Source organism: Mesoterricola sp. MK458, from assembly GCF_055384935.1.
The window spans coordinates 4,376,527-4,403,133 of sequence record NZ_AP045075.1 but is presented as its reverse complement, the minus strand read 5'-3'; the positions used below and the strand labels follow the sequence as shown (position 1 = coordinate 4,403,133).

Annotated in this window: 16 protein-coding genes; 13 read left to right on the top strand and 3 right to left on the bottom strand. The window is 73.7% G+C overall.

The genetic code is table 11. The features are described from left to right. The first annotated feature begins 90 nt into the window (after positions 1-90). From ACZ5LB_RS19230 to ACZ5LB_RS19215, 4 genes are all read left to right on the top strand, one after another. A complete protein-coding gene (locus tag ACZ5LB_RS19230; protein WP_464603817.1) occupies positions 91-591 on the top strand; it encodes a MarR family winged helix-turn-helix transcriptional regulator in 501 nt (166 codons plus the stop codon). Next, positions 588-2,351, top strand: coding sequence for a chloride channel protein (locus ACZ5LB_RS19225; protein ID WP_464603816.1), 1,764 nt, complete (start codon positions 588-590; stop codon positions 2,349-2,351). Before ACZ5LB_RS19230 ends, ACZ5LB_RS19225 begins: the two co-directional genes overlap by 4 nt. Before the next feature lie 408 nt (positions 2,352-2,759). After that, positions 2,760-3,233 carry a GNAT family N-acetyltransferase gene (locus tag ACZ5LB_RS19220; protein WP_464603815.1) on the top strand — a complete coding sequence of 158 codons (474 nt, stop codon included), beginning with the start codon at positions 2,760-2,762 and terminating at the stop codon, positions 3,231-3,233. Positions 3,234-3,543: 310 nt separating this feature from the next. Further along, positions 3,544-3,960 carry a GxxExxY protein gene (locus ACZ5LB_RS19215; protein WP_464603814.1) on the top strand — a complete coding sequence of 139 codons (417 nt, stop codon included), beginning with the start codon at positions 3,544-3,546 and terminating at the stop codon, positions 3,958-3,960. Positions 3,961-4,170: 210 nt separating this feature from the next. Here ACZ5LB_RS19215 and ACZ5LB_RS19210 read toward each other — a convergent pair whose 3' ends face one another. The 3 genes from ACZ5LB_RS19210 to rpmB all read right to left on the bottom strand — a co-directional run bounded on the left by ACZ5LB_RS19210 (position 4,171) and on the right by rpmB (position 5,561). Beyond that, positions 4,171-4,599, bottom strand: a complete 429-nt coding sequence (locus ACZ5LB_RS19210) for a GNAT family N-acetyltransferase (protein ID WP_464603813.1) — start codon at positions 4,597-4,599, stop codon at positions 4,171-4,173. Then, complete coding sequence (gene tsaB, locus ACZ5LB_RS19205; RefSeq protein WP_464603812.1) at positions 4,596-5,291, bottom strand: tRNA (adenosine(37)-N6)-threonylcarbamoyltransferase complex dimerization subunit type 1 TsaB; 696 nt, start codon at positions 5,289-5,291, stop codon at positions 4,596-4,598. The genes ACZ5LB_RS19210 and tsaB overlap by 4 nt, the downstream gene beginning before the upstream one ends. Positions 5,292-5,369: 78 nt before the next feature. Next, positions 5,370-5,561 carry a 50S ribosomal protein L28 gene (rpmB, locus tag ACZ5LB_RS19200; RefSeq protein WP_316412867.1) on the bottom strand — a complete coding sequence of 64 codons (192 nt, stop codon included), beginning with the start codon at positions 5,559-5,561 and terminating at the stop codon, positions 5,370-5,372. 140 nt (positions 5,562-5,701) lie between these two features. Between rpmB and ACZ5LB_RS19195 the strand changes: the two genes are divergently transcribed. The 9 genes from ACZ5LB_RS19195 (at position 5,702) to ACZ5LB_RS19155 (ending at position 26,604) form a co-directional block, all read left to right on the top strand. Beyond that, the gene (locus tag ACZ5LB_RS19195) at positions 5,702-6,541 is read left to right on the top strand and encodes a DNA-processing protein DprA (protein ID WP_464603811.1); all 840 of its coding nucleotides are present in this window, start codon (positions 5,702-5,704) and stop codon (positions 6,539-6,541) included. Positions 6,542-6,572: 31 nt separating this feature from the next. Continuing rightward, positions 6,573-9,005, top strand: a complete 2,433-nt coding sequence (gene topA / locus ACZ5LB_RS19190; protein ID WP_464603810.1) for a type I DNA topoisomerase — start codon at positions 6,573-6,575, stop codon at positions 9,003-9,005. A gap of 47 nt (positions 9,006-9,052) precedes the next feature. Further along, complete coding sequence (locus tag ACZ5LB_RS19185) at positions 9,053-9,442, top strand: bacteriohemerythrin (protein WP_464603809.1); 390 nt, start codon at positions 9,053-9,055, stop codon at positions 9,440-9,442. A 74-nt stretch (positions 9,443-9,516) separates the two neighbouring features. Then, positions 9,517-11,583: a hypothetical protein gene (locus ACZ5LB_RS19180; RefSeq protein ID WP_464603808.1), complete on the top strand. Its 2,067-nt coding sequence runs from the start codon at positions 9,517-9,519 to the stop codon at positions 11,581-11,583. A 101-nt stretch (positions 11,584-11,684) separates the two neighbouring features. Continuing rightward, complete coding sequence (locus ACZ5LB_RS19175) at positions 11,685-13,508, top strand: hypothetical protein (protein ID WP_464603807.1); 1,824 nt, start codon at positions 11,685-11,687, stop codon at positions 13,506-13,508. A 1-nt stretch (position 13,509) separates the two neighbouring features. Continuing rightward, on the top strand, positions 13,510-15,837 hold the full coding sequence (locus tag ACZ5LB_RS19170) for a VIT domain-containing protein (protein ID WP_464603806.1): 2,328 nt from the start codon (positions 13,510-13,512) through the stop codon (positions 15,835-15,837). Further along, positions 15,834-23,423 (top strand): hypothetical protein, encoded by a 7,590-nt coding sequence (locus ACZ5LB_RS19165; RefSeq protein ID WP_464603805.1) that lies wholly within the window; start codon positions 15,834-15,836, stop codon positions 23,421-23,423. Before ACZ5LB_RS19170 ends, ACZ5LB_RS19165 begins: the two co-directional genes overlap by 4 nt. Then, the gene (locus ACZ5LB_RS19160) at positions 23,420-24,934 is read left to right on the top strand and encodes a hypothetical protein (RefSeq protein ID WP_464603804.1); all 1,515 of its coding nucleotides are present in this window, start codon (positions 23,420-23,422) and stop codon (positions 24,932-24,934) included. Before ACZ5LB_RS19165 ends, ACZ5LB_RS19160 begins: the two co-directional genes overlap by 4 nt. Beyond that, positions 24,931-26,604 (top strand): hypothetical protein, encoded by a 1,674-nt coding sequence (locus ACZ5LB_RS19155; RefSeq protein ID WP_464603803.1) that lies wholly within the window; start codon positions 24,931-24,933, stop codon positions 26,602-26,604. The genes ACZ5LB_RS19160 and ACZ5LB_RS19155 overlap by 4 nt, the downstream gene beginning before the upstream one ends. The last annotated feature ends 3 nt before the right edge of the window (positions 26,605-26,607 follow it).

The following is a 26,607-nucleotide window of genomic DNA, read 5'->3' as shown; positions in this document are numbered from 1 at the left end:
TTACCAGGACCAGGCTTGATAAGCCCAACATCCTCAACCTCCGGGTCGGGGGGCTTGCGGGAGGGGCGGCAACGGCCTATGGTTGATTCCATGGGATCCCAAGTAAATCTTCCCCTTCCCCCCGACGCCCGCCGGGTCTTCGATTCCCTCCGGTGGATCTTCCGGGAGCTGCGCCTCGCCCACGACCCGAAGGGCAGCGCCAACGGGCTGAGCGCGGCCCAGGCCTTCGTGCTCCATGTGCTCCGGGACCAGGGGCCGCTCAGCATCGGGGCCCTGGCCCAGGCCACGGCCACGGACCCCAGCTCGGTTTCGGTGGTGGTGCGCAAGCTCCAGCAGAAGGGGCTGGTGGGCAAGGCCCCCAGCGCCGGGGACCGGCGGCGCATGGAGGCGGCGCTCACGTCGGCGGGGGCCCGCATCGCGCGGTCCGCGCCCAGTCCGGTGCAGCAGGTCCTGCTGGAGCGCCTGGGGCGCCTGGGCGGGGAGGACCTGCGAACGCTGGCGGACCTGCTGGAGCGGGTGGCGCCTTCAACGGAGGACGGCCATCCCGCGCCCATGTTCTTCCAGGAAGGGGCGTCCGGGGGGCGCCGGTGAGGGACGGGATCGCGGTGGCGCCCGGCATGGAGGACGCGCGGCTGCCCCGGGCCTCGACGGTGGTGGACGCCCGGGTGGCCCTGGTGGGGGCGGCCGCGGCGGCCCTGGGGGTGGCGGCGGGGTTCCTGGCCGAGGCCCTGGTGCGCCTCATCGGGCTGGTGACGAACCTGGCCTTCTTCCACCGGCTCTCAACCGAATTCGTATCGCCGGCGGGGAACCACCTGGGCTGGGCCCTGCTGCCGGTGCCGGTGGCGGGGGGCCTGCTGGTGGGGCTCCTGGCGCGGTACGGATCCAAGGCCATCCGGGGCCACGGCATTCCGGAGGCCATGGAGCAGGTGCTGCTCAACGGCAGCCGCATCCCGGCCCGGTTGACGCTCCTGAAGCCGCTGTCGGCGGCCATCGCCATCGGCACGGGGGGCCCCTTCGGGGCCGAGGGCCCGATCATCGCCACGGGCGGGGCGCTGGGGTCCATGGTGGGCCAGCGCCTGCCCATGACGGCCCCCGAGCGCAAGACGCTCCTGGCCGCGGGGGCGGCTGCGGGCATGGCGGCCACCTTCGGGTCGCCGGTGGCGGCGGTGCTGCTGGCGGTGGAGCTGCTGCTGTTCGAGCTGCGGCCCCGGTCGGTGATACCCGTGGCCCTGGCGGCGGTGGCGGCCACCGGGGTCCGCTTCGGCATCCACGGCGTCAAGCCCATCTTCCCCATGGAGGCCCTGGCCCGGCCCACGGGGACGCAGCTCTGCGTCTACATCGCGGTGGGCGCCCTGGCGGGGCTGGCCTCGGTGGGGGCCACGCGGGTGCTGTACTGGATCGAGGACGGGTTCGAGCGGCTGCCCCTGCACTGGATGTGGTGGCCGGCGCTGGGGGGCCTGGCGGTGGGCGTGGTGGGCGTCGTGGCGCCCCGGACGCTGGGCGTGGGCTACGACAACATCGAGGCCATCCTGGGGGGGACGCTGGCCGGCAAGGCGCTCCTGGTCCTGTGCCTGGCCAAGTTCCTTTCCTGGGCGGTGGCCCTGGGCAGCGGGACCTCGGGGGGGACGCTGGCGCCCCTGTTCACCATCGGCGGGTCCCTGGGGGCCCTGCTGGGGTCGCTGGCGGCCTGGGCCCTGCCCGGCGTGGGGGTGGATCCCCGCATGTGCGCGCTGGTGGGCATGGCGGCCATCTTCGCGGGGGCGGCGCGGTGCATGCTCACCTCGGCGGTGTTCGCCTTCGAGATCACGCTCCAGCCCGTGGGCCTGATGCCGCTGCTGGGCGGGTGCGCCGCGGCCTACCTCATCTCGGCCCTGGTGATGCGCCACGGCATCATGACCGAGCGCCTGGCGCGCCGGGGCGTGCGGGTGCCGGCGGAATATCCGGCGGACCACCTGGACCAGCTGCTGGTGCGGGACCACGCCACCCGGGACGTGGCGGCCTTCGGGGCCGGCGAGACCGTGGCCGCGGCGCGGCGGTGGCTCGCCGAAGGCCACCCGGGCGCCTCCCACCAGGGATTCCCCCTCCTGGACCCCGCGGGCCGCCCCGTGGGCCTGATCATGGGGCGCGAGCTGCTGGACCCGAACCTGGACCCCGGCCAGCCCCTGGCCGCCCTGGTGAAGCGGCCCCTGGCCCTGGCCCGGGAGGACACCTCGCTTCGGGAAGCCGCGGACCACATGGTGCGCGAGGGCGTGGGGCGCCTGCCGGTGGTGGGCGCTGACGGCCGGCTGGCGGGGATCCTCACGAGAAGCGATCTGCTGGACGCCCACGCCCAGAGGCTGGGGGACGGGTGACCTTCCTCAAATTCAGGTTGGGGGCATCCGGGTGCCCATGGTGTTGCTAGGGGAGGAACTGGCCGGTTCGGGAGACCCTGGAACCGCATTCGGGGCAATGCCAGCCGCCCCACAGGAGTTCCCGGACCGACCTGGGCATGCGGAATCTCGGCAGCAGGCAGTGGCATTTCGGACAATGCCGCGCGGGGGTGAGGGCGATCCAGAGGAGCGTCCCCAAGACGGCGGACAATAAGCCAATAGCCATCCCCCGGCTGGAATGATCCATGGACGCCTCCCCACGAAGCCGGGAATGCCTCCCGTTGTTTCCTTCTACCGGTTCGACGCGGAAGGTTCCTGGCGTTGTCGGAAACCACGCCCCGAGGCGCGGCGACGGGTGACCTTCCGCCGGGGGCTGGGCATACTCGTCCCATGCGAAGAGCCATCGCCTCCGACATCCCTGAGATCGTGCGGATCACCAACCTCGCCTATGCCGTGGAGGCCTTCTGCATCCGGGGCGAGCGCACCCGTCCGGAGGAGGTGGCGGACCTCATGGAGGCGGGGATGTTCCTGGTGGAACCCGGGGGGTCCGGCCTGACGGGATCGGTCTTCCTGCGCCGGGAGGGGACCCGCTGGTACCTGGGGCTGCTGTCCGTGGCCCCGGACTGCCAGGGGCGGGGCCTGGGGCGCAGGCTGGTGGGCGCCGCGGAGGAGGCCTGCCGGGCCGAAGGGGGGAAGTTCCTCGATCTCACGGTGGTGAGCCAGCGGAAGGAGCTTTTCGGGTTCTACGAAGGGCTGGGGTTCCACGCCTGCGACGTGCTGCCGTTCCGGGAGCCGGAGAAGCTGATCCTGCCGTGCCATCTCGTGAAGTACACGAAGGCGCTTGTGCCGGCCGAAGGCCTGTGACCGGAACCGTCAGGAAAGCGGGACCGGTCCCCTTTACGCCGTACCCGGCAGCTCCCGCACGTCCAGCGCCGCATTTTCGCCATCGATCCATGGACGCCTCCCCACCAAGCCGCACTCCCCACCGCGCCAGGAAAGTCTCCCATTGTTTCAACTACCGGTTCCACGCGGAAGGTTCCTGGCCTTGCCGTAAGCCCCAAGACCGGCTGCCTTTCTTGACCTTCTTTTATCTCTTTTTCATCCCCGTCCATCCCCGTCCATCCCCGGCAGAACCTTGCTCCGATGTGTCGGCACTATGGGGTACGAGGACGACATGCCCATCCAAGATCCACTCACCGGCCAAATCATCGGCTGCTGTTTCAAGGTTGCCAACGAGCTGGGCAACGGCTTCGTGGAGAAGGTGTATGAAAACGCCCTGGCCCATGAGCTCCGGAAAGCCAAGGTCAAGGTCGTCCAGCAGCAGGGGATCGAGGTCTTCTACGATGGCGTGAATGTCGGGAACTACGAGGCGGATCTGGTCGTGGAGGGGCGGGTCATCGTCGAGGTGAAGGCGGTGCGGGAATTGGACGATGCTTTTATCGCCCAGTGTTTGAATTACATGAAGGGGACCCGGATCGAGACGTGTTTGCTGGTCAATTTCGGGAAGGCGAGGATACAGGTGCGGCGGCTAGGAATGTCGCGGGGGGAGGTGGCCGGGGAGGTGGAATTGGAGGTCAGGGACGGATTGTAATGGGCGTGCGGCAAGGGCTAGGGGGAAGTTGGCCGGGGATGCACGGGGATGGACGGGGATGGAAAAGATGATGAAAAGATTGTCATCCCATGGACGAAAGGTCGGTCTTGCACGCGGCGGGGGTTGGGTAGGGACGGTTATTGACCGGGCCGAGGCTCGAAGGGAGCGGAGTTTGGAAGGCAGGAATTCTCGGAGGCGTCCTAATAGACGTCAGGTAGGCGAAGGTCCGGGTGCCGGCAGCTCACGCACGTACAACGCCGCGTCCTCCCCGTCGCGGTAGTAGGCCTTGCGGGTTCCCCGCGCAACCCAGCCTTCCTTTTCGTAGAGGGCCCGGGCGGGGGCGTTGGATACCCGCACTTCCAGGTGGAGTGTGGCGATGCCCATCGCGGCCAGGCGGGCCTGGCAGTGGCGCAGGAGGGCGCGGCCCTCGCCGGCGCGGCGGCGGGCGGGGTCCACGGCGATGCGGAGGAGTTCGGCTTCCTGGGCGGGCTCTACGACGCGCCAGCGGGCGAAGGCGCCGGAGGAGGACCACAGGTGCTCGGTGTCGTCCAGGGGGCCCCAGGATTCCCCGAAGGTGAGCCGGTCCAGCTCCTCGATCCAGCCGGGCGCCTGGGAACCGGGGCCCAGGTGGGTGATCACCGGGCCAGGCCCCGGCGGAGGGCTTCGGAAAGGTGGGCGGAGGCCTGTGGGAAGTTCACTTCGGCGTCGGTCTCGCGCAGGTAGAAGGGCACCAGGGGGGTTTCGGCGGGGCCCTGGGGCAGGTCCCGGCACAGGCCGGCGAGCCCCGCGAGGGTGGCTCCCTCCTCGTCCAGGAGGACCTGGGGGGGATGGGGCAGGTGGGCCTGGGCCCGCTCCCGGAAGCCCGCGGGGGCCCACCAGGGGGCGTCCCCCAGGCGTTCCGCCAGGGCCGCCAGGGGCAGCTTCTGGGCGGGGGCCAGGGCGCCGCCGTCCCAGGGCTGGGCGAAGGCCTCCTGGCGCTGGCCGTCCAGGAGGATCCACACGGGGCCCTGGACGCCGCCCTCACGCAGGGCGCGGCCCCGCAGTTCGAAGGCGGAGAAGCCCCAGGTGGGCAGGCCGGTGAGGGCCAGGCCCTCGGCGGTGGCCACGCCGATGCGCAGCGAGGTGAAGCCGCCCGGGCCCACGCAGGCCACGGCGCCGGAGAGGTCGGCGGGGGAAGCCCCGGCCTCCTGGAGAAGCTCCTGCACGGTGGGCAGCAGCGTGCCGCTGTGGCTGCGGCCGATGCCCACCTCCAGGCCCCGGGTCCAGGTCCGGTCCCCCCCCACGAGGGCGAGGTGGAGGCGTTCGGTGGTGGTGTCGATTCCCAGGATCAAGGCCGGACTCCCATGGGATACGAAAGGGTAAACGAAAAGACCCCCGTCTCGGGGGCCGATTCGCAGGATGGCGGAAAGCTAGACGTTCTTGGTGACGCGACCGGCCTGGATGCAGGAGGTGCACACGCGCAGCCGCTTGGGGGCGCCGGCCACCAGGGCGCGAACGTTCTGGATGTTGGGGTTCCAACGCCGCTTCGTGATGTTGTGGGCGTGGGAAACGTTGTTCCCGAACTGGGGCTTCTTACCGCAAATTTCGCACTGACGGGACATGGGAACCTCACGAACACAGAACGGCCAAGACCAGAGAAAATCCAGTCTAGCAAAAAGCCCCGCGAAGGCAAGCCCTAATATCCGGCCCTTGCGCGAAACCCCCCGGACACCCAACGTGGTTCCACCTTCGGGAGGACGTCGTGGACGCCGCCGCCTGGGCCCTCGCCTTCACCCTCCTGCCCTGGCCGGAGAGCCGGAAGGCCGCGGCCTGGGCCCGGGCCCAGGTGGGCGAGGAGCTCCCGGAGGAACGGGGCGAGGCCGTGGCCCTGGCGGCCTCCATCCCGGTGCTGCGGGCGGAGGCGGCGGCGCGGGAGGCGCGCCTGGTGCTGCCGGGGGACCCCGGGGCGGACCGGCTGGAGGCGCCCCTGCCCTACCCCCTGGCCCTGTGGGTGCGGGGCACCCTGCCGCCCCCGGGGCCCGCCCTGGCGCTGGTGGGCAGCCGCCAGGGCAGCTGGTCCGGCCGGGAGCGCACGCGCCGCTGGGCCCGGGAGCTCACGGAGGCCGGGGTGGCCGTGGTGTCCGGCCTGGCCAGGGGCATCGACGGGGCGGCGCACCTGGGGGCCCTGGATGCGGGGTCCACCTGGGGCATCATGGGTTCGGGGCTGGACCATCCCTACCCGCCCGAGCACCAGAAGCTCATGGACCGCATCGCCGCCACGGGGGGCGGCATCGTCACGCCCTTCCCCCCCCAGGCCCGGCCCCTGAAATGGCACTTTCCCCGGCGCAACGTCCTGCTGGCCGCATGGACGCTCGGTGTGGTGGTCATGGAGGCCCGGTACGCCTCCGGCTCCCTGGTCACCGCCAAGCTGGCGCTGGACCACGGCAAGGAGGTGTGGGGCTGCCCGGGCAGTCCCGAGGACCCGCTCCACGAGGGGCCCAACCGCCTGATCCGGGAGGGTGCGGCCCGGGCCTGCCTGGGGTCCGGGGATTTAATAGAAGACTTATCATATTTGTGCCGGGGCTTGACAAATCACCCATGAAGGGTTCCAAATCGGCAACTTGGAGATTGCCTTGACCAAGCTCGTGATCGTGGAAAGCCCTTCCAAAGCGAAAACCATCACCAAATATCTCGGAAAGGGATACACGGTGAAGGCCAGCGTCGGCCACATCCGCGACCTGCCCAAGAAGCTGGGGGTCGACATCGAGAACGGCTTCCAGGAGGAGTACGAGATCCCCGCCAGCAAGGCCAAGGTGGTGACCGAACTCAAGGCCGCGGCCAAGGGTGCCACCGAACTGTATCTCGCGACCGACCCTGACCGCGAGGGGGAGGCCATCTCCTGGCATCTCCTTGAATCCATCAAGCCCCCCAAGGGCATGCCGGTGCACCGGGTGCTCTTCAACGAGATCACGCCTTCGGGCATCCAGAAGGCCATGGCGGCGCCCACCGTCATCAATAAGAAGCTTGTGGACGCCCAGCGGGCCCGGCGCGTGCTGGACCGGCTCGTGGGCTACAAGGTCTCCCAGGTGCTCTGGGACAAGGTGCGCCGGGGGCTCAGCGCCGGCCGGGTGCAGAGCGTGGCTGTGCGCCTGATCGTGGACCGGGAGCGGGAGATCCAGGCCTTCAATCCCGTCGAATATTGGGTGCTCAAGGGCCGCTTCGCCGCCAAGACCCCGCCCGCCTTCTGGATGAGGCTGACCCGCCTTTCCGGTTCCCCCGTGCAGCTGGGCAACAAGGAGACCAAGACCCGCATCGCCGACGAGAAGCAGGCCCATGCGCTGCGGGACATGATCGTGGCCTCGGCCTGGAAGGTCACATCACTCGAGACCAAGGAGAAGAAGCGCAACCCCGCGGCCCCCTTCACCACCGCCAAGCTGCAGCAGGAGGCCGCCCAGAAGCTGCGCATGAGCGTCACCCGCACCATGCAGAACGCCCAGCGCCTCTACGAGGGCGTGGACTTCGGCGAAGGGCCGGTGGGCCTCATCACCTACATGAGGACGGACTCGCCGCGCCTGGCCCCCGAGGCGGTGACGGCCATCCGCGAGCTCATCGCCTCCCGGTACGGCAAGGAGTACCTGCCCGCCAAGGCCCGGGTCTTCAAGGGCAAGGCCGCCGCCCAGGAGGCCCACGAGGCCATCCGCCCCACCGACATCACCCGCACCCCCGAAAGCCTGAAGAACCGCCTCGAACCCGACCAGTTCCGGCTCTACGCCCTCATCTGGCGGCGCACGGTGGCCTGCCAGATGGAGGCCGCCGTCTTCGACGAGACGGTGGTGGAGGCCGAGTCCACGCTCAAGAGCGGCGAGGCCGCGGCGTTCGAGGCCAAGGGCGAGATCGAGCGCTTCCCCGGATGGTTGTCCGTATACCGGGCCGCCCAGGAGGAACAGAAGGCCGAGGAGATCACCGAAACGCCCGAGGAGGGCGACGAGGAGGCCGTGGGCCTGCCGGCCCTGAAGGTGGGCATGCCCCTCAAGCTCGAGCAGCTGGACACCGACCAGCAGTTCACCAAGCCCCCCGCGCGGTTCTCGGAAGCCACCCTCGTGAAGGAACTGGAAGAGGACGGCATCGGCCGGCCCTCCACGTACGCCAGCATCATCGCCACCATCCAGGACCGGGACTACGTCAAGAAGCACGAGGGCCGCTTCAAGCCCACCGAGCTGGGCTGCGTGGTCACCGACCTCCTGGTGCAGGGCTTCCAGGAACTCATGGAGCCCACCTACACCTCGGGCCTGGAAGGGCAGCTGGACCGGGTGGAGGAAGGGGACCTCACCTTCCTGAAGGCGATGAAGGATTTCTACGGTCCCTTCGAGAAGCTCCTGGCCCGGGCCGGCAAGGACATGCTGAACCTCAAGGCCGGCATCCCCGCGGGCGTGGAGTGCAAGAAGTGCAAGGCGCCCATGCTCAAGCGCATCGGCAAGAACGGCCTGTTCCTGGGCTGCTCCCGCTACCCCGAGTGCGACCACACCGAGGAGCTGGAGAAGATGGAAGAGCCCGAGGACGCGCCGGAATGCCCCCTGTGCGGCTCGACCCCCATGAACCTGCGCAAGGGCCAGTTCGGCCCCTTCTGGGCCTGCACCAACTACCCCTCCTGCAAGGGCATCCGCAAGGCCGACCCCAAGGGGATCCCGGTGCCGCCCGACCAGCCCCTGGACGAGAAGTGCCCCACCTGCGGCAAGAACTTCGTCAAGCGCCACGGCCGCTACGGCGAGTTCGTGTGCTGCGTGGACTACCCCACCTGCAAGACGGTCAAGAAGGAGATCCTGGGCGTGCCCTGCCCCAAGTGCGGCGGCGACCTCAGCCCCCGGAAGACCCGCTTCGGCAAGATCTTCTACGGGTGCACGCGGTACCCCAAGTGCGACTTCACGGCCTGGGACAAGCCCGTGCCCCGGGCCTGCCCCTCCTGCAAGAATCCCTACATGACCGAGAAGACGCGCAAGCCCCGGGGCAAGGACCCCATCACGGTCATGCTCTGCCCGGCCTGCGCCTACGAGGAACCCCTGGGCTAGAAATCAGGTAAGCTGTTGGACGATTCGAGGAACGCCGCATGGATTTCATGGAATGGACCGAAAAGTACACCGTCGGCAACCCCCTCGTGGATGCGTACCACCACATCTTCTTCCAGATGGTGGCTGAATTCCGCAAGGCCATGGCCGAGGAGCAGCCGCCCCCCATGGAGGACCGCATCGAGTTCCTGGTGGACTACACCCTCATGCACTTCGATTCCGAGGAGCGGTGGATGGCCAAGGTGGGCTACCCCGACCTGGAGGCCCACAAGGAGGTCCACCAGAACTTCCGGGAGCGCATGAAGGAGCTCCAGCGCCGCTACAAGCACGAGCCGGGCTCGGTGACGGCCGAGGAGGTGCTCTACCTCGTGCAGGACTGGTTCGCCCACCACATCCTGGGTTCGGACATGGAGTTCAAGGGTTACGGCAACCCGGCCTGAGCAAGTGCCCTTGGGCACATCTCCGGGCGGTGATCCCCTGTAGAATTCCAAGTGAATTCCACCTGGGGTCCCCCATGAAGATCTTCGGCATCGCCGCCATCCTCGCCGCGTCCTGCGGCCTGCCCTCCCTGCGCGCCACGGCCCCCGCCGTGGCCCCCACCGCACCCCAGGCCTCCCTGGAGGCCGAACTCGTCGCCCGGTACGGCCCCTCCCAGGCCGTGCGCGTCCGGCGCGGCATCCAGCAGGCTGCCCGGCTCTGGCGGGCCGAGGACGGGGACCCGGCGGCCTTCGCCGCCTTCGTGCGCGAACAGTTCGCCGGGGACGCCAAGGCCCTGGACGCGCTCTTCGGGCGCCTGGAGATGGTCATCGAGAGCCTCGAAGGCCACATGCTGGAGATCGGCCGCGACTTCCGGTGGCACGCGGAACTGGACCTGGGGCCCATGCTGCCCGTGGACGACATCCTGGCGGGCTACGACCCCGGCGCGCACTTCCAGGCCGACGCCTTCGCCAACAAGCTGGCCTTCGTGGTGCTGCTCAACTTCCCCATGAGCACCCTGGACGAGCGCCTCAAGGAGGGCGCGGGCTGGAGCAACCGCCAGTGGGCCGAGGCCCGGCTCGTGGACCGCTTCGCCGCGCGCATCCCCGCGGAGGTGAACCTGGCCGTGGCCCAGGCCTCCGGCGCCGCCGAGCGCTACATCGCGGGCTACAACATCTGGATGCACCACGTGGTGGACGCCAAGGGCCAGCGGGCCTTCCCCGCCGGCAAGCGCCTGCTCTCCCACTGGAACCTGCGCGACGAGATCAAGAGCCAGTACGCCCAGGGCGCCGAGGGCCTCCAGCGCCAGCGCCAGATCCAGAAGGTGATGGAGCGCATCGTCACCCAGACCATCCCCGCCGTGGTGGTGGACAACCCCAACGTCGACTGGGATCCCTTCGCCAACACCGTGAAGCCCGCGGCCGTGAAGGATTCCGACCGCCCCGCCCCGGCCCTGGCGGTCACCGCCGCCCCCGAGCCCGACACCCGCTACGCGGTGCTCCTCCAGACCTTCCAGGCCGTGCGCAAGGCCGACCCCTACTGCCCCGCGGCGCCCACCCACATCGCCCGCAGCTACGAGGAGGGCCGCCAGCTCCCCGAGGCCCGCGCCCTGGCGATGCTCAAGGAGGTGTGCGCCTCGCCCCTGGTGGCCAGGACGGCCCGGCTCATCGAGCGGCGCCTGGGGCGCAAGCTGGAGCCCTTCGACATCTGGTACAACGGCTTCCGCGCCGGCGCGGGCCTGGACGAGGCCAAGCTGGACGCCATCACCCGCAAGCGCTTCCCCACCGCCGAGGCCTACAAGAAGGAGATGCCCGGCCTGCTCATGGGCCTGGGCTTCACGCCCGAGAAGGCCGCCTACCTCGCCGGCAACATCGAGGTGGACCCCGCCCGGGGCTCCGGCCACGCCATGGGCGCCGCGCGCCGCGCCGACCACCCCCACCTGCGCACCCGCGTGGGCAAGGACGGCATGGACTACAAGGGCTTCAACATCGCCATCCACGAGAACGGCCACAACGTCGAGCAGACCTTCTCCCTGAACGGCGTGGAGCACCCGCTCATGGCCGGGGTGCCCGCCACCAGCTTCACCGAGGCCCTGGCCTTCGTGTTCCAGGCCCGCGACCTGGAGCTGCTGGGCCAGCCCGCCCCCACCGCCGAGGCCAAGGCCCTGGCCGTCCTCAACGACTTCTGGGGCACCTTCGAGATCGCCGGCGTGGGCATGGTGGACACCGCCGTGTGGCACTGGATGTATGAGCACCCCCAGGCCACCCCCGCCCAGCTGCGCGAGGCCACCCTGGCCATCAGCCGCGACGTGTGGAACCGCTACTACGCCCCGGTGTTCGGCCAGAAGGACTGCGTGCTCCTGGGCATCTACAGCCACATGGTCAGCAGCTTCCTGTACCTGCCCGACTACCCCATCGGCCACATGATCGCCTTCCAGATCCAGCGGCAGGTGGACAAGACCGGCAACCTGGGCGCGGAGTTCGAGCGCATGGCCCGCCAGGGCCGGCTCACCCCCGACCTGTGGATGGTCCGCGCCACCGGCAGCCCGGTGGGCCCCGAAGCCCTCCTGGAGGCCACCGCCAAGGCCCTCGACAACTTGAAATAGGCAAACCCGGGAACCCGGGTCCGGGAAGCCTGCATTTGGGGTATGGTTAATCCACGTTTCCAGGACGTCCATCCCCGATTCCTTCCAACCCGGCCGGCCCCATGCCCCTTCCCCCCAACCGACGCCGCGTGGCCCTGGCCGCCCTTGCCGCGGCCGCGGCCCTGGGGGGCTTGGCCTGGCTGAAGATCTCCCGGGACCTCTCCCGGGCCCTGGCCCAGCCGGACCGCGGCGAGGCGCCCCTGCAGCTCCTGCCCGTCAAGGCGCCGGGCCTGGCCGCTGAGCGCTGGGGCGGCGGCGAGGTGGAGGCCGTGGCGGCGTCGGAAACCACCCTGGCCACCGCGGGGGCCTCGGGCATCCGGGACGGCGGCGGGGACCTGTCGGGGCCCCTGCCCACCCTCCGCGCGGCCTGCGTGGCCCTGTGGCGCGGCCGCACCGTGGCGGCCCTGGAGGCCGGCGGACTCTACCTCCGGGAGGGCGGCGCCTGGCAGGAGATGGCCACGGGCTTCGGAACCCTCCACGTGCGCACCCTGGTTGAGACCCCGGGCGGCGAGCTGCTCATCGGGGCCCGGGAGGGGCTCTTCCGGGTCGCCTGGGGGGCCCGCACCCTGCGCAGGCTGGACGGCCATTCCGTGCGCGCCGTGGCCCTGGGCCCGGGCGGCCTGGTCCTGGCCGGGGGCGAGGAGGGCCTGCGGCGCATCGAGGCGGCCCGCGCCACCCTGGTGCCCACTCCGGACCCCTGGATCGAATGGGTGGGCTGCCCCGGTTCCGACGTGGCCGCGGTGACCCCCCTGGGGCTGGCGCGGGGCGCCCTGAGTGAGGGCCTGGGCGCGGGCCTGGCCGCGGTGCCCGGGGGCGAGGACGCGTCCTCGGCGGCGGTGGACGGCGCCGAGGTGCTGGCCGCGGGCGGGGGGCGCCTGCTGCGCTTCGGCCCGGACGGAAGGGCCCGGGAGGAGGCCCTGCCCGCCCCGCCCCGCAAGGTCATGGCCGCCAGCGGCCTGGTGTTCGCGGACACGGATGCGGGGCTCTACCGCCGCACGGCCACGGGCTGGGTCCTGGCCCGGCCCCGGCCCGCGGCCCTCCCGGCGGGATCGGCCCACGTGGGCGCCCTGGCCTGGCTGGGACAGCGGCTGGTGGCGGGGATCTTCAACGGGGGGCTGGCGGTGGCCGAACCCCGGGGCACGGCCCTGGCGTGGACCGCGGTGCCCGGTTCGGGCACCTGGGGCGTCAACGCCCTGCTGCCGGTGGGCGGCGCCCTGCAGGTGGCGAGCCTGCGCGGCTCGGCGCGCTTCGACGGGGCGACCCTCAAGGGCACCGGCGAAGGGGGTGCCGCTTTCTCCCTGGCCGCCACCCGCGACGGCGTGGCGGTGGGCCTGGGGCAGGGCGTGCTCATGCCCGGCTCCCGCCTGCTGTCGGCCTTCCACGGGCTCCCCGGGAACCAGGCCCTGGCGCTGGCCTCGGGGGAGGTCCTCTTCGTGGGCACGCCTTCGGGCCTGGGCGCGGTGGCCGGCAACCGCGTGGCCTGGCGCGTCACGGCCGGGGAAGGCCGGCTGCCCCACCCCTGGATCACCGCCCTGGCCCTGCACAGGGGCGACCTCTTCGTGGGCACCTACGGGGGGGGCGTGGCCCGGCGCACCGCGCCCGCGGACCAGCCCCGGGCCGTGGGCACCTTCCAGGCCTTCACCGAGACCTCGGCGTTCAAGGTGAACACCGGCTGCCTCGTGGAGGCCGCGGGCCGGCTCTACCTGGGCACCGACGGCCGCGGCCTCTGGCGCCTGTCGGCGGACGGCGCCCGCTTCGAACCCATCCGGGCCCAGTTGCCCTCCCCCCGCGTCACCGCGCTCCTCGAAGGCCCCGGAGCCCTCTACGTCGGCACCGACGAGGGCCTGGCCCGCATCCCCCTGCCCATCCCGGACGAAGGATCCTGACATGTCCAGAAGGTTCCGCGCGCTGCTCCTCCCCGCCCTGCTGGCCCTGCCCCTGGGGGCCCAGGCGGGTCTCCTGATCCCCACGAGCTCGGGCAGGCCCGACCCCAAGGTGCTCTCCCTGCGTGAGATGACCGTGGACCTGGCCATCGCGCGGGGCTACGCGCGGGTCAACGTGCGCCAGGTGTTCGAGAACCACACCACCTCGGTGCAGGAAGGCACCTACCGCTTCGCCCTGCCGCAGACGGCGGCGGTGGGCGACTTCGCGGTGTGGGACGGGCTGCAGCGCATTCCCGGCGTCATCCTCGAGAAGAAGCGGGCCCGGTCCATCTACCAGGAACTCGCCCGCCAGCGCATCGACCCCGGCCTCCTGCAGCAGGGGGAGGAGGAGGACGCGGAACCCGGGGAACGGGCCCCGGGCGCGCGGCCTTCCGGGGGATCCCTCTTCTCGGTGACGGTGGCCCCCATCCCCCCCATGGCCACCAAGCGCCTGGAGATCCAGTTCCAGCAGGAGGTCCCCCTCATCGGCGGCCGGGGCGAGTTCCGCCTCGTCCTGCGCCCCCCCGACGCCGAGCCCACCGTGGCCGAGACCTTCACCGTGCGCGTGCGGCTGGAGGACGCCGCCTTCGAGGCCATGGCCTCCGGGCTGCCGCTGGTCGCCACGGCGGAGGGCGCGGGGTTCACCGGCAAGCATGTGCGCCTGGACAAGGACCTGGCCCTGCGCCTGCGCCCCCGGGCCTCGGAGCCCCTGCGGCTCACCGCCTTCCGCAATCCAGAAGGGGCCCTGCCCGAAGGCCTGGCCCTGGCCCCGTGGGAGCGGCCTTCGGAGATCCCCCCCGAGAAGGACGGGTTCTTCCTCCTGGAGGCCCTGCCCCAAGGCGCCGCCCGCGCGGAAAAGCCCGCCCCCGCGCCCGGGGGCCGGTCCCTGGCCATCCTCTTCGACACCTCCCTGGGCCACCGCTGGGGCGGCCTGGAGCTGGCCTACGGCCACCTGGTGCGCGTGCTCCAGGCCCTGGGCGGGGAGGACCGCTTCGCCCTCATCCCCTTCGACCGCACCCCGGGCGCCGGCGTCCTGCAGGCCGCCACCGCCCAGACCATCGAGGCCCAGCTCACCCAGCTGCGCAACCGGCCCCTGGGCCCGGGCGCCGACCTGGCCCTGGCCCTCGCCGCGGCCCGCAAGGCCCTGGGCGACCAGGGCCGGATCCTGCTGCTCACCAGCGGCCAGGGTCTGCTGCGTTCAAAGGCGCTCAAAGCCGCCGCGGGCCCCGTGCCCCTGTTCACCGCCGTGACCGTGGGCGAGGCCGGCGAGGCCCTGGCCGCGGCCTCGGCGCAGCTGCTCGCCCCCACCGCCACGGAGATCGAGGGCGACCTCTTCTTCCGCAACGTCCTGGGCGGGGCGCCCCAGGAGAAGGCCCGGCGCGCCGCGGGCGAGCCGCCCTTCACGGCCACCGGGGGCGCACCGAAGCTGCGCGACATCTACCCCGTCCTCGTCCAGCCCCTGGAACCCGGCAGCCTTTCCGGGTGGATCGGGCGCTACGGCGCCCCCGCCGAGAAGGTGCGCTTCGAGTGGGCCTCGCCCCTCTTCGCCGGCGGCAGGGCCATCCTGGACGGGGCCCTTCCCGCCAAGGCCCTGGACGCCCGGGACCTGCCTCGCCGCTGGGCGCGGGCGCGGGTGGACGACCTTCTGCGGCGCATCGAGGCCGAGGGTGAACGCAGGGAATGGGTCGACGAGATCATCGCGCTGAGCAAGCGCTACAAGTTCGTCACCCCCTACACGGCCTTCCTGGCCGCGCCCCGGTCCCTCCTGCGGCCCCGGCGCATCCAGCCCGGGGACCCCGTGCTGCGGGTGGAATGCGACGCCGGCACGGTTTCGGCCACGGCGCTGTTCCCCTTCGGGCTGAAGCTGGACCTGGTGCGCAGGCCCGCTAGCACCGTGTGGGAGGGCCGCTTCATCGTGCCCGAGGGACTCCGGGACGGCCGCCACCCGGTGCGCATCCTCATGCGCGACGCCAGCGGCGCCCGGGTTTCGGAAACGAAGCACTTCGTCCTGGACGGCAAGGCCCCGGAGATCCGGCCCGAGCTTCCGGCCTCCGCCCGGGCCGGCGCGCCGCTGCGCATCGCGGCCGCCGCCGACGAGGACGTGGTGTTCCTCAGCGCGCGGGTGGGGGAGGCCCCGCCCATCCCCCTGCGATGGGATCCCGCCGAACGCCGCTGCGTGGGCCTGGTGACCGTTCCCTACGGCGTCCAGGGCCCGGTGGAAGTGGTGTTCGAGGCGGTGGACGCCCCCAAGAACCGGGGCTTTGCCCGCGCGACCCTGGAGGTGAAGCCGTGAGGACGAAGCGCGCGATCGCCTGGATCCTTCCCCTGGCGGCGGCGGGGTTCGCCGCCTCCGTCATCCCCTGGGAGGACATGACGGAGGGCGACTGGATCTACGCCCTGGCCACCCGGTTCACCCAGGTGGACGGCCACCGGGTCCACTACCCCACCCCCACCGCGGAGCTGGCGAAGCTCCTGGAGGGCCGCGGCGACCCCGCGGCCCTGCGCCACCTGGCGGAGGCCCGCCTGTCCCTGGGCGACCGCAAGGGCGCCCTGGAGGCCATGGAACGCTGGGCCCAGACCGCGGGGCCCGAGGCCTGGGCGGAGACCGCCCGGTGGGAGGCCGCCCACTCCGAGCCCGCCGCGGCCTTCAAGGCCGCCGAACGCGCCATGGCGGGCCTGGCCCCCGAGGCCCGGGCGTCGCTCTGCGACGAGCGCATCGCCTGGGCCGAGGCCCACCCGGACCTGGCCGACGGCATCGCCCTGCGCAAGGCCAAGGCCGAGCTCTTCCCGGAGGACGCCGATGCCCTGGAGGCCTGGCTGCGGGCCCTGGAGAAGGCCGGGCGCCTGGACGAGGCGGACCAGGCCTTGGCGGCCTCCCACGCCCTGCCCCCGGAGCGGAGCCTCCTGGTGCGGTCGGACCTCAAGGCCGACCACGGCGACGCCCGCGGCGCCTTCCTGATCCTGGACGGCGCCGTGACCCGCCCCTGGACCTCCGCCTTCGACCGCGCCTACGCGCGGCGCGTGGACAAGGCCTCGGCCACGTCCCCCGGCGCCTGGCGCGCCGCCCTGGAGACCCGCTACGACGCCGGCGCCCTGACCCGGCTCTTCGTGTACCTCAAAGGCCGGCAGCAGGCCGGCATGGCCACGGACCTGCTGCGCCAGGTGGAGCGCCGCCACGAGAAGACCCTGGACCGGGACGGGGAGCTGCTCCTCTCCCGCCTCTACGCCGGGGTGGAGGCGGTGCCGGAGGCCTTCCGGGCCGCCCTGGCCGCGGCCCACCTGGGCAGCCCCGCGCAGCAGACCGGAGACCTGGCCCTCCTGGCGCAGCTGGCGCTACGGGCCGGGGGCCGGCCCCTGGCCTGGGGCGGCTACAACGACGAGGCCTATCGCTGGGTGGCCGGGGTGGACCGCACCCCGGGCCTGTGGACCGGCGGCGTGTCCTTCCTCCTCACCGGGGTCCCCTGGAAGGAGACCCTGGACAACCTCGAATTCCAGTCCCTTCCCGAGCGCACCTTCGCCACGGCCCGGGCCCTGGCCGACGCGCTGGCCCAGCGCGCCCCCGCGGACCCGGCGCTGCCGGCCCTGCGGGTGGCCATCATGGCCCGCCACGTGGAGCGGGGCGAAGGGGCCCAGGCCCTGGCCCTGCTGCCCCTGCTGGAACGCGGCCCCGCGGACCAGGCCGACGAGGCCCGGCGCCAGGCGCTGCTCGCCGCGCGCCAGGTGGACGTGCCCCTGGCCGAGGAGCTGCGCCTCATGAAGGCGCGCATGCGCCACGCCGCCCCGGACCGCTCCCGTCCCGCCCTCCATGGCGGCGGGGAAAGCGACTACCAGCCCGAGGAGGCCGACGACACCCACGCCTGGGCCCGGCTCCAAACCGGCCGGCCCCGGGCGCGGAGCTACCGGCGGCTCCTGGACGACTGCGTGGCCCGCCTCGACCAGCGGGACGGCTCCCACCGCGCGTCCGTGGACCTGGTCCTCACCGAGCTGGACCGCCTCCCGGACGCGGAGGAGCTGTGGCTGGACCTGGCCAACCGCCTCGAGGGATGGAACCTGGACGATGGCCTCGGGCCGCGCTACCAGGAGGCCCTCAAGCGCTTCCAGGCCCCGGGCATCTGGGACAAGGCGGCGCGCTGGTATGCGCGACGCAGCTACCACGCCGAGCTGCGCGCCCTGGCCGCGGATGTCACGGCCCGGTTCCGGGGCTCGGACCTGTTCCGCAGGGCCGGGACCCAGGTGACGGTGCAGGTGCCCGACCAGCCCCCGGTGAACGGGGGCCTGCGCATGGTGCTCTGGGCGGACTGGGTCCGCCTCAAGGCCCTTGAGCGCTTCCCCCACAGCCCCCAGGTGTTCCGGGAGGCCGGGCGCCTCGTGACGCCCGCCCAGTGGCAGCGGGACTTCGATCCCGCGGCGGAGGCCCGCAAATCCGCCACGAAGACCATCGTCCCCGAGGCGCTCCTGGAGGAGCGGCGCTGGGCGATCCTCTTCGTGGATCCCGCGCAGCGCGAGGCCTGGTTCGCCGCCGCCATGAAGCAGGGCACGCTGGAGGCCCGGCTCGCGGCGCTGGAGGGACGCAAGGACCGCACCCCCGTGGAGGATCTGCTGCTCTTCGAGGGCTGGGCCCGCCTCTCCCGCTTCGAGCAGGCCGTGGCGCCCGGCGAGAGCCTGTGCCGCAGCTATCCCGGCGACGGTGACCACGCCCGGCGCCTCCTGTCCCTCCACCGGTCCCTCAACGGCCTCGAGGCCTCCCACGGCGCCCCGGCCCGGGCGCTGGTGGAGCGCGCCGCCCCCGCCCTGGAGAACCCCAACCCCCTGTGGACCGAACTGGGCGAGATGGAGGAGGACCGCGGCCGTAGCGCCGAGGCCATGGCCATCTGGCGCAACCTCCTGGCCCGCGACCCCCGCGACCCGGCCCGCATCGCCGAATTGGCCACCCTGCTCTGGGACTACAACCACGACCGGGAGGCCCTGGAGGTGGTGGAGGCCGGGCGCAAGGCCCTGGGCCGGCCCCGCTTCTACGCCTTCGAGACCGGCGTGCTGCGCGAGAACCTCAGGGACCTGGAAGGCGCGGTGCGGGAGTACCTGGACGCCACCCGGCCCGAGGACGGGGACGGCTTCTTCTCCTGGTTCGAGAACGACCAGCGCTCCCTGCGGCGCCTGGCGCAGCTCCTGTCCCGGCCGCGGGTCTACGCGCTGGTGGAGCGGCGCATCCGTGCCCTGGCCCCCGGCAACGCCGCGGATGAACGCACCCTGGCGGCCTTCTTCCCCCTGGGGACCATCACGCCCCCGGACCCCGGCCTCGCCGAGGATGCCGACACCTGGATCGACGCCATGGACCAGCCCGCCGACCCCGTCGGCCGCGCCCAGCGCCAGGCCGCGAAGGAGGCCCGGCGCCCCGGGGAGCACGACGCCATCGCCCGCATCGAGGCGCTGATGCTGGACAAGCTTGCCGAGATGGCCCCCCGGGCCACCGCCGCCGCCTTCCTGGATTTCGCGGAGCAGTCCGGCAAGTGGCGCATCGCCGAACGCTGGCCCAAGGCGCGGGCCACGGCCTTCGAAGGCGCGCTCATGGCGCGCCGGGCGGAGCTCGCCCCCGAGGAGGAGGAGCGCATCCGCCTGGAGATCGAACGGGCCCGGTTCCTGGCCGACCACGGCCTCGGGCAGGACGCCGACGCCGTGTGGGCCTCCCTGGAGCCCCGCATCGGCAAGCTGCCCGAAGGCAGCGTCAAGCTCAGCGCCGAAAGCCGGCGCGCCGGCTACCTGGAACGCTCCCGGGGCACCGCGGCGGCGGCCGCGGAGTGGCGGCGCATCACGCCGCGCTACCCGTGGAGCCTGGGCCTGCTGGATGACCGGCTGGCCTTCCTGGACCGGGCCGGGCTGGGCGCCGAAGGGCTCGACCTGCTGGAGCAGACCGTGCCCCGCGCCGCCGCGGGCCACCGGGAGAACCTCCTGGAGCGCCTCACCCGGGCCGCCCTGGCCGCCTCGGACCTCACGCGCGCCCGGGGGGCCGTGGAGCGGCTCCTGGCCTCCTCCGGCCTGGAGGACCGGCGCCGCCTGGAGGCGGTGCACCTCCTGGCCAGGCTCTCCTTCCGCGGAGATCCCGCCTGGGATCCCTTCCCCGTGGCCCGCACCCAGTCCGCCCTGCTCAAGCCGGAAGCCCAGGCGGACCTCTACCACGAGCTGGCCCGGGCCGCGGACCTGGAGAACGCGCCCTCCCGCGGCGCGGCGCTGTGGATCGAGGCCCTGAACCGGCGCACCGAAAGGGCGTGGCTCGTGGCCGCCTCCCGGTCCACGCAGCGGGGCGGAAAGGGCGCCGAGTTCCTGGCGTTCTTCGAGAAGCAGCACGAGCGCAGCCCCCGGGACATGCGCTGGGCCGTGGCCGTGCGCGACATCAAGCGGTTCTTCCACGACGTGGACGGCGCGGTGGCCGCGGCCAAGGCCGCGGTGACCGTCCGCCCCGAGCAGGAGATCCTGTGGCGCGACGCCGTGGACATCCTGGTGTGCGCCGACCGCGTGCACGAGGCCGCGGACTACCTGGAAGGCTGGCACCGGCCCCGGCCGGCCAGCGAGGAGGTGGCCCGCTGGCGCAGCGAGCTCTACGCCAGGGCGGGCGACGGCGCCCGGGCCCTGGCCGTGGAGCAGGAGACCCTCAAGGCCCTGGCCCGGGAAGGCACCGCCGACGCCACCGAGCGTAGCCTGCGCCGGACCCGCGCGGCCCAGCGGCTCTTCGCCCTGGGCCTGCCGGACATGGCCGTTCGGCTCTATTCCCCGAAGGGCGACGCGGGGGCCATGGCCGCCGCCGGCGACCTGCCCGTGGAGACCCGCGTGCAGATCGGGCTCCTCACGGGCCAGATCACCCGCGTGCTGGACGCCCTCAAGGACCGCTCCCACCTCCTGTCCCAGGCGGGCGCCACCTTCGCGGCCCACGCCCGGCCCGAGCAGAAGGAGGCGGTCCAGGGCTGGCTCCTTTCGATCATCCGGCCCAAGGAAAGCCCCAACCCGGATTCCGCCGCCCTGGACCGCTGGTGGGGCTTCATCGCCACCTCCGGCCTGGAGCCGGGCCTGCGCGAGGGCCTCGCCCAGCGCCTACTGGCCTCCCGGGGCGGACCCTGGCAGGCCGATGCACCCTACCCCTTCGTGCGAAGCGTCGCCGACGGCCTCATCGCCGAGGCGGCCCCGGCCTTCGGGCAACCCGCCCGGAAATACGTCCGCGAGCCCGACCTCCAGGCCCTTTGGGTCCGGGACCTGGCCCGGCGCGACCGGCCCGGGGAGCTCCTGGCCTTCGTGGAGCCGAGGTGGCAGGACCTGCTGGCCCAGGTGCGGGGCGCGTCGGCCGTGACCTCGAGCACCTCCCGCCAGGCCTGGACGCCCTGGCTGGACCATCCGGACGCGCTGCGGGCCTGGGCCCGCGCGGCCTCGTCCCAGCCCGCGAAGGTGCGGGAACTGTCCGAGGTCATGGGCGACCGGCGCCTCTGGGACCGCTTCTGGGTCCTGGGGGCCCGGGGCTGGTCCGCGGAAACCCTGGTGGCCATCCTGCCCGAGGCGCCGCGCACCGCCTGGTTCCGGTTCTGGGAGCGGGCCCTGCCCCAGGACCCCGTCCTCGCCGCGCGCCGGGCCACCACCGAACGCGTGGACGCGGCCGTGGCGCGCCTGATGCAGGGCGCCGCGGGCGCCGCCGACGACCCGCTGGTGGACAAGCTGCGGGGCCCCCGCACCGTGGGGGACGTGCTGGGCAAGGACCCCAGGTGGATCTGGCCGGAATTCACGCCCCGCCGCGACGGCCGGGGCGACGTGGCCGAGAAGGGCGATGACCGGGTGGCCGGCCAGGGCGTGGACCAGGGCCGGATTCCCGGCGCCTTCTGGGGCGAGCGCCCCGGGGAGGCCTGGTACGTTCTCGAGGCCCTGGCCCGCTACCGCAAGGGCGACCCCACCGCCCCCTACCTGCCCCTGGAATCGCCCCTGCGCGGCTCCGAGACCCCGCGGGCGCTCCTGGCCATGCGCCTGGCCCGGGCCCTGGGGGACCTTCCCCTGGCCCTCCGGGTGGCCGAGGGCCGCCCCGGCGCCGCCAAGGACCGCGCGTGGCTGGAAGGCAGGCTCTCCCTCCTGGCCGCCGCCGACCGGAAGCAGGAGGCCGCGGACGCCTACCGGGCCTACGTGAAGGCCATCCAGGCCGGTCTCACCGAGTCCGACTTCAAGGACCTCTCGGTGCTCGCGTCCCGCCTGGGCCTGCCCTCGCCCCTGGAGTGCCTCGACGCCTCGCTCCCGGTGGGACCGGTGTTCCTGGCCTACCTCCAGGACCAGCGCCCCGAGGCGGCCCGCCCCTTCCACACCGCCAACCCGGTGGACTTCCGCACCGCCCTCCAGCGGCGTTGGGAGGGCCGCGAGGCCCAGCTCACCCGCGCCCAGGCCCGGTACTGGCTGAAGGAACTGTGGGCCACCGGTTCGGCGGGCCTGCCCCAGGCCGTGCTGGCCCGGGTGGGCCCCGCGTGGCCCGGTGCCCGGGCCCACCTGGGCCGCGTGCCGGTGCCCGAGCGCCCCGGGGCCATCGCCGCCCTGGAGAAGGCCCTGGACCCCGCCAGCCCCGCACCCGCGCTCCTGGCCGAGTTGACCCGGCCCGGAGCGGACGACGCCTCCCGGATCCTGGCCGTGCGCATCCGCCTGGCCCGGAACGAGGGGGAACCCGCCCTGGCCCTGCTGGACGCCATGCTCGCCGAACTGGGCAAGGGCGAAGCCCTGGCCTTCAACCCGCCCCAGCCCGCCGAGGCTCCCCCCGCCGACGGCGAGGACGCGCCCGACTCGCACCCCTTCCAGGGCGTCGACCCCTTCCTTGACAGGCTCGAGGCCTGGCTCGCGCCCTTCAAGGCCGCGGGCCGGCAGAAGCCCGTGGAGGAGCGGTACCTGAAGGTCCTCGCCGCGCGGCGCCGCGACGGCGAGGCCACGTCCGCGGCCTGGCGCCTGGCCTTCCGGCTCACCCCGGCCGCGGACGCGCCGGCCCTGGCCCGGGAACTGGAGGAGGCCTGGTTCCGGGGCGAGGTGAATGCCTGGGGCCTGGGCGAAATCCTTGAGACCGCGGCCGCGGCCATGCCCCAGGAGGCCGGGCGGTGGCTCACGCGCTGGCCCGATGGGCACAGCTACGCCCACGCCCGCCAGCGGGCGGGAATCCTGGAAAAGCTCAAGCTCAAGGCCGAGGCCGCCGGAGCCCTCCTGGCCTCCCGGAAGCGCGACCCCTGGACCGCCCGGGAGGAGGTCATGGCCTTCGACCTGTGGCGCAGGCTGTCCCCCCCCGGCGTGAAGGCCCCCGACTACTGGACCGGGGCCGCCGCCGTGTGGGCGGGCCCGGTCTCCCTGGGCGACCGGCTCAAGGCCCACGGCCACGACGTGCTCGCGGCCCGCGCCGCCCTGCGCAACCTCGCGCCCGGGGACGAGAACACCCTGGCCCGGGCGGAGAGGGTGCTGGAGACGGACCGCCCCTGGGCCCGCGACCTGGAGTCGGACCGCGCCCTGCTGCGCCTGCGCGCGGCCAGGACCCTCCTGCCCCGGTCCGCGGAGGCCGCCGGCAACGCCCTGGGCCGGCCCGAACCCGAGGCCCTGGCCCGGATCCTCGCGGCCCGCCGCTTCAAGGCCGCCGACGTGGACGCCGCCCTGGGCGACGTGGCGCGCATCTCCGCGCGCCTGGGCCAGGAGGCCCGCACCCGCGCGACTCTGGCCGTGCTGGCCGACCGCGGCGCGCCTTCCCTCAAGACCCTCCAGGCGGAGCTGGCCCCCGCCGCCGCCCGGCCCGAGGCCTTCCGCATGGAAGGGGGCAGGCCCGCACCCATCCGCCCGCGGGACCTCACCTGGGCGATGCTCACGAACGTGCTGAACAAGGAGGGCCGCCCATGATCCCGCGCCCGGCTCCGATGCTCCTGGCCGCGAGCCTCCTCGCGGCCGAGGCCCCCCTGCCCCTGCCAGGCGCCCCCCTGCGCATGGTCATCCCCGACGCCCAGGCCTTCGACGCCGCCCTCAAGGGCGACTTCCGCCGCTTCCTGACGGGCGACCCCCGCGCCGGCGAGCCCGTCACCGCCGCCTGGCGCCGGAGCCGCGTGGGTTCCAAGCTCGAGGACCAGTGGACCCGGCTCTCCCCGGACCTGCCCTGGACCTGGAAGCAGATCCTCCAGCTCAAGCCCCGGTCCCTGGGGCTGGCCCTGCTGGAAGTGGGCCACCTGGAAGCCGTCCTGGTGGTGGACACGCCGCTGGCGCAGCTGCCCCTGGCCCTGCCCAAGGGCACCCCCAGAACCCACGAGGGCGTGGCCTACGCCCTGGTGACCCGGGGCGCCGCGGACGGCTCCGGGGACAAGGACCGGCGCATGGGCCTGGCCTGGGCCCGCCTGGGCCCGCGCCTCGTCCTGGCCACCAGCGAGCGCGCCATGAAGCTCGCGCTCTCCGAGGCCCAGGCGGGCCGCGGCCTCCAGCCGCCCCTGCCCGGCCTGGTGTCCATGGAGCTGGACCTGGACGCCCTGCGCAAGGACCGCTACTTCCGCCGGGAGTTCCTCTGGCCCGAGGGCCCCGAGAAGGGCCGGGTGAAGGTCGCCCTGCGCAGCGAGAACGGGCGCCTGGTGGAGGTGCGCCAGGGCGGCGGGGACACCCGCGCCGGCACCTACACCTTCCAGGCCGCCGGGGGCGCCCAGGGCTGGGAGCCCGACGGCACGGGCTTCTGGACCGCCTTCCGCCGGGGCCTCCTGGAACCCGTGCCCCAGCCCCTGGACCAGCCCGTGCCCGGCCTGGCGCCCCTGCCCGAGGCTTCCGCCGGGGCGGACGCGTACACCGTGGACCTCACCAAGCCCCTCGCGGGCCCGGGCGGGGCCCGGTGGGAGGAGGGCGACCTGCTCCCGTGGAAGGCGCTCCTGGCCCAGGTTCCCGTGCCCACCTGGGGGTTCTGGATCACCCCCGACGGCGTGAGGCGCCTGGCCTTCCCGTGGCCGGAGGCCCGGGACGCCGAGTTCGCGGAGCGGTGCCGCGCCACAGCGGAACGCCGCGCCGGCCGCGCCACGGTCGCCCGCGTGGGCGGGACCTACGAGATCCGCGTGGGCCCGGGCCTGCCGGCCCTGGCCCTGCGGCGCGCCGGCGCCGTGCTGTGGGCCGCCCCCGCCGCCCGGGACCTGCAGGACGTCCCCGTCCCCCGGCCCGACGCGGCGCTGCTGCGGTGGGCGCGGGTGGACCTGGACGCGGTGCGCGCGGAAAAGGCCCGCTGGGCCCGGGCCGAGGGCCCCGCCCGGCCCGAGCAGGTGCGCCCCCTCTCGGACCAGGTGCTGGGCCTTCTGGGGTGGATCCCGGGCACCCGGTCCCTGGCCGTGGAGCGCCGGCGCACCCCCGGGGGCTGGGAGGAGCGGGTGGTCTTCGGCGGGGCCCCTTGAGGGCGCTGTTCCTGTGGCTGGCGCTCACCCTGGGCGCCGCGCCTCCGGAACTGGCCACCTGGCGCCTGGAGGGCACGGCGGTGGCGTCCACCCCGCCGTCTGGGGACGCGCCCCTTCCCGCCGGGTCCCTGCAGAAGCCCTTCGTGGCCCGCGCCTGGGCCCGGAGCCACGGAGGCCCCACGCCGAGGTTCACGTGCCGGGGGTGCTGGCTCAAGGCCGGCCACGGGGAGCTGGGGCTGGCCCGGGCCGTGGCGGTGTCCTGCAATGCCTACTTCCTGGCCCTGGCGGGGGAGACGCCCCTGGTGGACCTGAGGGCGGCGCTGGAGGCCGAGGGCTTCGCCCCGGCGCCCCTCACCCCCGCGGACGCCATCGGCCTGGGGGGCAGCCTTTCCATCCGGCCCTCGGCGCTGCTGCGGGCCTACCGCAACCTGGCGCTCACCCCCTGGCCGGAGGGCGAACCGGTGCGCCGGGAGGTCCTGGAGGGCCTGCGGGAGGCCGCGCTCACCGGCACCGCCGCGGGCCTCGGGCACCGCGGCTTCTGGGCCAAGACCGGCACGGTGCCTTCGCCCGACGGGGACCCCCTGGCCACCTGCGGCCTCGCCGTGGCGGTGGACGACACCGGCTGGGCGGTGCTCGGACGGCTCCGGCCCGGCACCGGGAGGGAGGCCGCCGCGGCCCTGGCGTCGCCCCTGGACCGGTGGCGGCCCTGGGCGCCGCGGCGCGGGACGCGCCGGTCCGGGGCGGTGGAGGCCGGGGTGGCGGACGCGGTGCGGGTGCGGCTCTTCGAGCTGCTGGGACGCAGGCGCTTCCAGGTGCGGAACCTGGGGCCGGACCCCGTGCCCCTGGGCGCGGGCTTCCTGGGGCCCGGGTCCACGGCGGAGCTGGCCCCCGGGATTCCCGCCGGGCCCGGGCTGCTGGAACTCACGGCCCCGGGGATCCGCCGGCGCATCCGGGGACAGGTGGTCCTTCGCGCCGGGACGCCGGTGGCCACCCTAACGCCCCGGGACTACGTGGCCGGGGTGGTGGACGCGGAGGTGCCCTTCGGGGCCCCGGCGCTCCGCACGGAGCTGGGCGCGGCGGTGCTGCGGTTCCTGGCGCGCGGGCCCCGCCACCCGGGGGCCGACGTGTGCGATTCCACCCACTGCGCGTTCTTCGTGGGCCTGGGCCCCCGCATGGACTGGACCGACCCGCGCCACGGCACGCCGCTGCCCGGGGAGCTGCCGGGCCTGTCCGACGCCGCCTGGGCCGCCATCCGGGAGGCCTCGCGCAACCCCGGTCCCGACCAGTGGACGTCCCACTGCGGCGGCCTTCCCCTTTCGCCCCGGGCCGTGTGGGGCTCGGGGAGCGCCGCCGCCCCGCCCTGCCCCCGGCACCCGGCGCCCGCGGCCCCCTGGACCCGCCTGTGGACCGCCGCCCAGGTGCGGGAGGCCTTCGGCGCGACCGTGGAACGCATGGAGGCCGGGGACGAGGACGGCGTCCGGGTCCTGCGGGTCTGGACGGAGGGCGCCCCGCGGAGCCTGCGGTACGACCAGGCCCACCGCCTGGTGGCGGCGGTGCTGGGCTGGGACGCCCTGCCCAGCCCTCCGGAAGCCGTGGAGCGGGTGGAGGGCGGCTTCCGGGTCCGCGGCCACGGCCTGGGGCACCGCGTGGGGCTCTGCCTCGGGGACTGATCC